This is a genomic window from Bacteroidota bacterium (genome assembly GCA_018698135.1).
GTDB lineage: Bacteria > Bacteroidota > Bacteroidia > CAILMK01 > JAAYUY01 > JABINZ01.
The window spans coordinates 1-9,627 of record JABINZ010000086.1; the positions used below are offsets into that span (position 1 = coordinate 1).

Below are 9,627 nucleotides of genomic sequence, written 5' to 3' on the forward strand. Positions count from 1 at the left end.
ATTCCTTCATTCCACAAGTTTCGATCAATCTGAATTTGACCGCCATTGCATTGATAGGTTATTATTTCTCTTTCTGTTATGCTTCTTAATTCAATAGTCGGATAACAAATATTCTTAATAATTATTAAGTGTAAACTACTATGGGTTGCCATATTCAGGTGCGTAAAACATTCGAATGTATCAGTATTTGATTTATTTACTGTTATAAAATTTGTTCCAAGCCATTCATAACACCAGGCTTCGCATTGGATCGTATGAAATTGATGAGTTGTGTCTAGTAATTGATAAAATATCTCGGCAGAATCGTTGAGAACAATTCTATTACTGTCAAGCATTGAATAGCACCTTTCTGGAGCAAAACTGCCATCAGCCCAACCTGCCCTGCCATCTGATTTCATTTCAACTCCTAATAAATAACTCCATTTTTTAGTAAAAGAAAAGTCGCCTGGAATACTATCAGACCAATCAATTTGAATTTTCTGCCCCTTTATACTTAATTGTTTATCAGATGAAAATCCGAAAATAATAATGCTTAGCGTTAATATTGAGATAATTAGCTTGATGTTCATCCTATATTTATTATTCTATTATAGAACTGCACTAAAGACTTTTTATTATCTCTACCATTTTACTCACTGCTTGCCCTCTATGGCTAATTTTGTTTTTGTCATCTAAACTTAGTTCTGCCAATGTGATCTCAAAGCCTTTTGGTTTGAAGATGGGATCGTAGCCAAAGCCATTATTTCCTGTTAACTCTTCAATGATTTCACCTTCTAAAATACCTTGGGTTACTTCAAGGATGTCTTGTCCATACATGCTTACAATACAACGGAACTTAGCTCCTCTATTATCTACTGCAACACCTTTAAGGGATTTCAACATTTTTATGTTGTTATCTTCATAGGTACAATTTTCTCCAGCAAAGCGTGCAGCATACACTCCGGGAGCCCCATCCAGATAATCAACTTCTAAACCTGTGTCATCAGCAATAGCAGTAATTCTCGTATGTTCGAAAATTTCTTTTGCTTTTTTTAATGAATTTTCTTCAATAGTTGCTCCATCTTCAATAACATCGGGTAAATCTGGGAAATCGTGCAGAGATAATATGTCAATTTCAGCATCATCAAAAGCTTTTTTGATTTCTGTAATTTTATTGAGGTTGTGTGTGGCGAGGATAAATTGCATAGTTATAAAATAAAAAATGCCATCCCATTCGAAAACAGGATGACATTTGTGTTTTAAGAATAATTACATTCCGTACTTCTCAATGATTTCTTGTTTTGTTTTACCCAAAATATCATATTTCTTTCCAACTTTAATGAAAGCTGCAAGTGCTTTTTCTAAATGATGCATTTCATGTCCGGCAGAAATTTGTGTTCTGATACGTGCCTGAGCTGCAGGTACAACTGGGAAGAAGAAGCCAATAGCATAAATGCCTTCATTATAAAGATCCATTGAAAAATCCTGAGCCAGTTTTGCATTGAAAAGCATAACGGGAACAATAGGTGTATCTCCATCTTTTAAAACAAAACCTGCTTCTTCCAGACCTTTTCTCCAGAATGCGGTATTTGTTTCCAATTTATCTCTTCTTTCTGTACTTTTTGTTAACGTTTCTAAAACATTTAAAACACCAGCTACAACAACAGGAGCAATGGTATTTGAGAATAAGTAAGGACGTGCTTTCTGACGACACATTTCCACTAATTCTTTACGACCCGATACACATCCACCGGATGCTCCACCAAGGGCTTTCCCAAAAGTTGTTGTGATGATATCTATTTTACCCATTACGCCACAATGTTCATGAGTTCCGCGACCAGTTTTACCAATAAAACCTGATGAATGTGATTCATCAACAAATAACATGGCATCATACTTATCACATAAGGCTACCATTTCATCGAGTTTGGCTGTATCTCCATCCATAGAGAAAACACCGTCCGTAATAACTACTTTATTCCTTTTATCAGCATGGAGAATTAATTTATTCTCCAAGTGGTTCATATTTGAATGCTTGAAAGTATCATGAATAGCATGAGCTAAACGGATTCCATCAATAATGGAAGCATGAACTAAACGATCAGAAATCATCACATCGGCTTCACTAAGAATTGCTTCAAAAACACCAGCATTTGCATCCATACAGGATGGGAAAAGAATGGTGTCTTCAGTACCTAAAAATTCAGTTACTCTGGCTTCTAATTCTTTATGAATATCTTGTGTTCCACAAATAAATCGTACGGAAGACATGCCATAACCGCGGCTATCCAAACCTTCGTGTGCAGCTTTTACAACATCGGGATGACTTGATAATCCCAAATAATTGTTTGCACACATATTAATTACTTTTTTCAATCCTGCTCCAACAGGGAATTCTACTTCAATATCTGCACCTTGTGTTGAATGGATGAATCTTTCCTGCTTGAATAAGCCAGCTTCTTTCATGCCATCTAAGGTTTCGGTGTATGAAGACCTTGTTTTTTCACTATAAGCCATTGTATTACTTCTGTTTATTAATTAACAAAGATGTATTAGGTAAAATAAAAGGCAGCAAAAGGATAAATCCAATACACTGCCTTTTTTATGGTATTAATTATTTGCCAATAAACTCAGTTACGAGTGCAGCAATTTTATTCACATCGTCAAAAGCTTCTGGTGTTGCTTTATCATCTGGAATACTGATTTTATATTTAACTTCTAAGAATCTCTTAAGAGATACCATTGAAAATGAATCGACAATTCCACCTGAAATAAGTGGAGTTTCGTAGGTGATTTCATCGTCATCTTCTTCTAAGTATTCTTCTACTACATATTCTAGAATAACTTCTCTGTAATCTTCCATGCTATTGTATTTTAGTTTATTTTAATGTTCTGAATCAAGGGATAAAAATAAGTAAATTATTTTATTCATCATCAAGTGTTGATGTGTCACCAATTTCTTCTCCCCATTCTTTTGCTCTCAGCATTCTTCTCATAATTTTACCGCTTCTTGTTTTAGGTAATTTCTCGAGATATTCGATTTCCTGAGGCATGGCTAAAGGAGATAATTTCTTTCTGATGAAGTTCATGATTTTGAGTTCTTGCTCATCTGAAGGATCAAAACCTGGATTTAATGTGACAAATGCTTTCACCACTTCCATGTTTACAGCATCGGGTTTTGCAATAACAGCAGATTCTGCTACTGATTCGTGCTCTAAAAGTGCAGATTCAACTTCAAAAGGACTTACAAGGTGTCCTCCAGTATTGATTACATCATCATCGCGACCAACAAACCAGTAATAACCATCTGCATCAATTGTTGATTTATCACCAGGGATATACCATCCATTAATGAATTTTTTCTGATAGGTTTCTTCGTTTCTCCAGTAAGTTCTCATCATGGCAGGCCAACCGGGTTTGAAACCAATAAGACCGGCTTTGTTAGGTTCAGTAATAGGATTGTAATTATCATCAAGTATGGCTGCTGTAATACCTGGGAAGGGTTTGCCCATGGAACCGGGCTTTACTTTCATGCCAGGGAAATTCGTCAACATCATTGATCCAGTTTCTGTTTGCCAGTAAGTATCGTAAAAAGGAAGTCCATAAACTTTTTCACCCCAGATAACAGCTTCAGCATTTAAAGGTTCACCCACACTGGCCAAATGACGTAATGAAGAAAGATCATATGCTTTGATCACATCATCACCAGCTTTCATCAATGAACGAATAGCAGTAGGAGCAGAGTACCACATGGTAATTTTGTTCTTCTGAATAAATTTATACCAGTTATCTGCACCAAATCCAACATCCAATACACATTGTGTAACGCCATTACTCCATGGACCGATAATTCCATAAGATGTGCCTGTTACCCAACCCGGATCGGCTGTACACCAATAAATATCATTTTCTTGTAAGTCGAGCACCCACTTGGATGTCAAATACTGTGAGATTAATGAATAATGAACATGTTTTACCCCTTTTGGTTGTCCGGTTGTACCTGAAGTATAATGAAGGATAGAAGCTGATTCAGCTTTTGTTGGGAAAATATCAAGATTTTCGACAGGAGCAGCTTCATCCATATGCATGGCAACTTCTTTTTCTCTTAATGGCTTTCTTCCATCATCGTCCACCACAATAATTGTTTTCATATAAGGCATTTTTTCTAAAATCTTTCTGACTTTAGAAACATGCTTTTTTTGTGTAATGATGGCATCTGCCTCGGAATTGTCTAAACGTACATGTAAAGACTCATCGCCAAATGCGGAGAATAAGGGTTGAGCAATAGCTCCAATTTTTAAAACACCTAACAAACCAATATACAGTTCAGGAATTTTATCCATGAAAAGGCAAACCCGGTCACCATCTTTAATACCTTGATCTCTTAAAAACTGACCAATGACATTACTTCTGATTCTGACATCATTAAAAGTATAGCGTTTTTCAATATCGCCATGGCCTTCCCATATAAGAGCGAGTTTGTCAGCTTTACCCATTTCACAAATTCTATCAGAACAATACCAGCCTATATTAATAGTATCTCCCTCTTTGTAGCCCAATTCCTCTTCTGATATTTTCCAATCGAAGTTTTTTATTCTTTCTTCGTAAGATCCAATGTTAGACATATTTTAATTTAGTTATTAATTGATAAAATTATATTGCGTTAAGTTGTTTACCTACTTTGATGAATTTTTCTATAGCAAAGCCAATGTTTTCCAGTGAATGTGCTGCACTAATTTGCACTCTGATTCGTGCTTGACCTTTTGGAACCACAGGAAACGAAAATCCAATAACATATATTCCTTCTTCTAGAAGTGCATTAGCAAAATCTTGTGCAAGTTGGGCATCGTTAGGTAAATGACCTAACATGATTGGTACAATGGGATGAGTTCCATCCTCAATTTTGAATCCAGCATCATGCATTCCTCTTCTGAAAAAGCGTGTATTTTGCTCTAGTTTATCTCTTAGCTCAGTCGATTCGGATAAAATACGTAATACTTCGATTGTTGCTCCAGTAATTCCTGGTGCTAATGAGTTGGAAAACAAATACGGGCGAGATCGTTGTCTTAAAAGTTCAACAATTTCTTTTCTGCCAGAAATACAACCTCCTGAGGCTCCTCCAAGTGCTTTTCCGAATGTAGTTGAAATGATATCAACTCTGCCAATTGCGTTACAGGCTTCATGACTTCCACGGCCATGTTCTCCTACAAATCCTGTTGCATGAGAGTCATCAACCATAACCAAAGCGTCATATTTATCTGCTAAATCACAAATCTTGTCAACTTGTGCAATGATACCATCCATAGAGAAAACACCATCAGTTACAATTAGTTTGTATTTAGAATCCTGAGAATCTTTTAAGCACTGCTCTAATTCCTTCATGTTGTTGTTGGCATAACGGAATCGTTTTGCTTTGCTTAAACGCACACCATCAATAATGGAAGCATGGTTTAAAGCATCTGAAATTATAGCACAATCTTCGCCTAGCAGGGGCTCAAAAATCCCACCATTTGCATCAAAAGCTGATGAGTAAAGTATGGTATCTTCAGTACCTAAAAACTCACTAAGTTTCGATTCAAGCTCTTTATGAATTTGCTGTGTTCCACAAATAAATCGGACAGAGGCCATGCCAAATCCCCATTTAAAAAAGGAAATATTGGCTGCAGCCATTACACGAGGATCGTTGCACAAACCCAAATAATTATTGGCACAGAAATTCAATACATTCAACCCTCTTTGCGTTTTGATTTCTACTCCTTGTGAGGTTGTCAGAACGCGTTCATTTTTATAAAGGCCTTCTTTTCTGATATTTTCAAGTTCTTTAATAAGATCGTCTTTAATACGGCCGTACATTTCCTTCCTCCTTTATTGGTTCAATAATGATATTTGCCCCTATTATTTAAGGCAGTCAAAATTAAACATTGAATGCAATTAAACAAAAATTTAAACTTTAAGTTTATAAATATGTTATTGGATCAAAAATAGGACAAAAAAAGAGAGATAAAAAAAAGGGATAACCCAAAGAATTACCCCTTTTCTCATTATGAAAAAGTAGATTAAATCATCTTATTAACGTAATGCTTTCTTTGAAATTGTACTCTTTTCCATCAAATCCAATCAATCTGATTTTTGATATAAACACTTCTGCTTCCTGATTTTGAGGACTAGAACCATTATAATTCCCGTCCCATCCATGTGTCCTGTAATTTTTTGATTCATAAACAACTTCACCATAGCGACTGTAAATGATGATATAAAACTCAGTAAATCCTTTTGCTGATACCCGATATGTATTATTTGCAGTGGGGCCGGTTCCATTTGGACTAAATGCAGATGGACAATAACAGGATACTTCTGGAACCACAACAATTCCTCTAAATGCTTTGTCAATACAACCATTTTCTGTTGTAGCCGTTAAACTAATGATGTAACTACCTGTATCCATATAACTATATTCAGGGTCTTTTTTAATTGAACTACCAAACTGATCACCAAAGTCCCATTTATATTTGGTTCCTTTTGTAACATGCGTAGAGTTATTGATGAACTTTACATCAGGCATGTGAGCCTGCACAATTTCAGGATCTGTTTTAAAGTCAACATGTGGTGAAACATAAACGTTTGCCAATTTATCTTTGGATATTTTATTCGAATTTCCATTTTGACTCCAAACTGTTAAGCTTACAGTATAACTTCCACCCGATTTGTAAATATGAATTGGGTTTTGCTCAATAGATGAAGTTCCATCACCAAAATCCCAAATCCATTTATTAATAACTCCACTTTGAATAGTACTTTGATCTGTGAACTTTACAGAAATTGGTGCACATCCGTTGCTTTTATTGGCAACAAATTGTGCCTCAGGAATTTCATCAGATCTTCGATTATCATTAGATGCTTTATTATCTGGTTCTGCAAAGGAATTTTGCTTATCAGAAACTGGATTTTGTACAACAGCTTGTTCTACTGGTGTCGTTTCAGCTATCTCTATTTCAGATTCTATATCTTGTTTTGTATTCTTGTTTACAATTTCTTTTTCAGCCTTATTTTGATCAGTTTCAAATTGAGTTGAAGTTTTATCTGTTATTTGAACTGTGGACTGATCATTTATGGATTCTTCTAAAATTGCATTTTGAACAGATTCATCTTGATTTTCTGTTTTTGCAAAAGGATTAAAAAGGAAAAATAGTCCAGCCAAAATAGCCAATGTGGCTCCACCGATATAATATTTTAAGCTTGAATTTCGGGTGGAAATAATGGGGGCTACCTCTTTTTGAATTTGACCAAGTTTAGCTTTAAGCTGATTTCTGTTATAAACATTAACTCCTTCAATAGCAAATTTGAAACTATCAGCCATTTCGGCTAGTTCTGGATTACTACTAAGTAATTGCTTAAATTCTGTAAGCTCTGTACCCGAAAGTTTTCCTTCCAGGTATTGCTCAATTTTTTCTATATCTTGAATTGAAATCATAAACACTCTTTTAATGCATCTTTTAATGCTGGATTGGCATTTATATGTGAAATAAGCTTTTGCATACACTTGTATTTTTGTGTTTTTGCTGATTCCTCACTTCTAAATCCCATTTTATCCTTTATATCATTCATTGAACAATGTTCAAAGTAATATTTTTTTAATATCGATTTGCACGAATCCCCGAGTTGATCAAGAACACCCATTATCAAAGCAAGCTTCTCGCTGCTGTCGGGTTGAGTCTTAACATCAACATCTTCGGTCATTGACATGTCATCTATATGAACCACGCGCTTCATCTTTTTAAGTTTCGAATACCATATGTTCCGCACTGTAGAATACAAATATGTATTTACCCGTGCTTCCCCTCTAAACTTTTTACTTTTAATATTCTCAAACAAAACAATCATGGCTTCTTGAAAAGTATCATCAGCTTCTCGCTTTGAGCCACTTCTTTGTCTTATAAAAGAATAGACTAATGGATATACATGTTTGTATAAATACTTGAAAGCCTTGTTGTTAAGGTCTTCGTCTACTGCTTCTAAATCCAATACAATCTGTTTATCCAGATATTCCTCATCAAACATTTATCCCTAATTTCATGGATTAGTATAATTTGTGACTCAAAGGTAACTACAAATTCAACTTTTTTTTAACCATTAAGTTTTATCATTGGTTTATTTGGGTCTTAACTTATAGAAAAGCAGTGATTTGTATCTGAGTCAGATATTCAATTTATTTTCTTTTATTCTTGATGAAAAAAACCAAATATTTAAAAGGCAACCAAAATTTAGAATATTTATCAAAATATTGGTTACCTTTCAACAAGAAAAATGACTAATGAATATTCTCTGTTCAATTAAATTTAACAATTGAAAAAAGGATGATGAGTTTTCTAAACTTGAATTGGATTATTATTAATGAATAATTTCAGGCAATATATTAGCATACTTAAACGAAATTTCTTGAAATCTGGTTTTTTAATGCTGGTGGTGTTCTTATCTCATTTTCCAATGTCATCGTTTGCTGATCATTTTATGGGATCTGATATGACATGGACTTGTATTGGTCAGGATAGTTTCATCGTTTCCATGACTATTTACAGAGATTGCAATGGAATTCCGATGCATCCATGTACAATTGGTGCCAAGTGTAAGTCCACCGGTGCAAGCATTACAAGTTTAACCATTTCAAAACCAAGTGGTTTGGATATTACCCCCACTTGTGGTTCAACATGTACGCGTTGCTCAAACAGTAGCTGTAGTTTTCCCTATGGAATTGAAAAATATGTTTACAATGGATTAATTGTATTAAGTAATGCTGGTAGCTGCTGTGAGGTAGTATTGTATTTTCAAAGTTGTTGTAGAAACCTGACCATTACAACAGGAATGCAAAATAATTCTTTTTATTGCGATGCAATACTGAACCGTTGTGTTACTCCATGTGATAATTCTCCTACTTTCACCAATCCTCCTGTTGCTATTATTTGTGTAGGTCAGAACTTTGTTTTCAACCATGGAGGTCTTGATATGGACTTAAATACTTCTGGTGGTTTACTGGACTCATTATCCTATAGCTGGACCATTCCTATGGGTTATAATGGGTCAGCATTAACTTATTCCAGCCCCTATGCTGTTAATAAATCAATTTATTTCTGGGGTTTTCCCAATGTCAATCTGCCATTTCCACGTGGTTTTCATTTAGATCCTACTACAGGAGATATTTCTTTCCGCCCAATGAAGATAGAACAAACGGTGATGGCTTTAAAGGTTGAAGAGTGGCGTAATATAAATGGAACTATGACTTTAATTGGCCAAATCCGAAGGGATTTGCAGATTATCGTTATCTCATGTCCAAACAATAATGCACCCTATCTTAGTGGTCCCTTTTATAAAGAAATTTGTGCTACGAATACAGTCAACTTCAGTATAGCCACAAACGATTATGATACAAAAGATACCTTACTGGTCAGCTGGAATGGAGCCATTCCGGGAGCCAGTTGGAGTGATAATAATAAACAGGTCAAGCATCCGACCGGAACCATGTCGTGGACACCGGGTGAGCAACATGCAAGTTCGATTCCCTATGTGTTTACGGTCACTGTAAAAGATGATGCCTGTCCTGTGAATGGAAGTTCAACACGAGCGTACCAGATATTGGTAAAACCCTTGCCGAAG

General features: G+C 35.3%; 9 protein-coding genes. 1 reads left to right on the forward strand and 8 read right to left on the reverse strand.

Annotated features, from left to right (window positions below):
* The 8 genes from HOG71_05445 to HOG71_05480 form a co-directional block, all read right to left on the reverse strand.
* On the reverse strand, positions 1-569 hold a 569-nt coding region (locus HOG71_05445), incomplete at its 3' end, for a hypothetical protein (protein MBT5990279.1).
* 31 nt (positions 570-600) lie between these two features.
* A complete protein-coding gene (gene rdgB / locus HOG71_05450) occupies positions 601-1,191 on the reverse strand; it encodes an RdgB/HAM1 family non-canonical purine NTP pyrophosphatase (GenBank protein ID MBT5990280.1) in 591 nt (196 codons plus the stop codon).
* A 57-nt stretch (positions 1,192-1,248) separates the two neighbouring features.
* Positions 1,249-2,496 (reverse strand): glycine C-acetyltransferase, encoded by a 1,248-nt coding sequence (locus tag HOG71_05455; protein MBT5990281.1) that lies wholly within the window; start codon positions 2,494-2,496, stop codon positions 1,249-1,251.
* 97 nt (positions 2,497-2,593) lie between these two features.
* Entirely contained in the window at positions 2,594-2,842 is a 249-nt protein-coding gene (locus tag HOG71_05460) for a hypothetical protein (GenBank protein MBT5990282.1), read from the reverse strand.
* A gap of 61 nt (positions 2,843-2,903) precedes the next feature.
* Positions 2,904-4,604 (reverse strand): acetate--CoA ligase, encoded by a 1,701-nt coding sequence (acsA, locus tag HOG71_05465; protein ID MBT5990283.1) that lies wholly within the window; start codon positions 4,602-4,604, stop codon positions 2,904-2,906.
* Between the two features lie 28 nt (positions 4,605-4,632).
* A complete protein-coding gene (locus HOG71_05470) occupies positions 4,633-5,832 on the reverse strand; it encodes a glycine C-acetyltransferase (GenBank protein MBT5990284.1) in 1,200 nt (399 codons plus the stop codon).
* Positions 5,833-6,040: 208 nt separating this feature from the next.
* Entirely contained in the window at positions 6,041-7,450 is a 1,410-nt protein-coding gene (locus tag HOG71_05475) for a PKD domain-containing protein (protein MBT5990285.1), read from the reverse strand.
* A complete protein-coding gene (locus HOG71_05480; GenBank protein ID MBT5990286.1) occupies positions 7,447-8,037 on the reverse strand; it encodes a sigma-70 family RNA polymerase sigma factor in 591 nt (196 codons plus the stop codon). Before HOG71_05480 ends, HOG71_05475 begins: the two co-directional genes overlap by 4 nt.
* 378 nt (positions 8,038-8,415) lie before the next feature.
* Here HOG71_05480 and HOG71_05485 point away from each other — a divergent pair.
* The coding region (locus tag HOG71_05485) for a hypothetical protein (protein ID MBT5990287.1) at positions 8,416-9,627 on the forward strand (1,212 nt) is incomplete at its 3' end.

Bases quoted from the DNA above. Each gene is read 5' to 3' on its own strand.
- HOG71_05475 (MBT5990285.1), bottom strand. From the start codon at position 7,450: ATGATTTCAATTCAAGATATAGAAAAAATTGAGCAATACCTGGAAGGA.
- HOG71_05470 (MBT5990284.1), bottom strand. From the start codon at position 5,832: ATGTACGGCCGTATTAAAGACGATCTTATTAAAGAACTTGAAAATATC.
- HOG71_05455 (MBT5990281.1), bottom strand. From the start codon at position 2,496: ATGGCTTATAGTGAAAAAACAAGGTCTTCATACACCGAAACCTTAGAT.
- HOG71_05480 (MBT5990286.1), bottom strand. From the start codon at position 8,037: ATGTTTGATGAGGAATATCTGGATAAACAGATTGTATTGGATTTAGAA.
- HOG71_05460 (MBT5990282.1), bottom strand. From the start codon at position 2,842: ATGGAAGATTACAGAGAAGTTATTCTAGAATATGTAGTAGAAGAATAC.
- acsA (MBT5990283.1), bottom strand. From the start codon at position 4,604: ATGTCTAACATTGGATCTTACGAAGAAAGAATAAAAAACTTCGATTGG.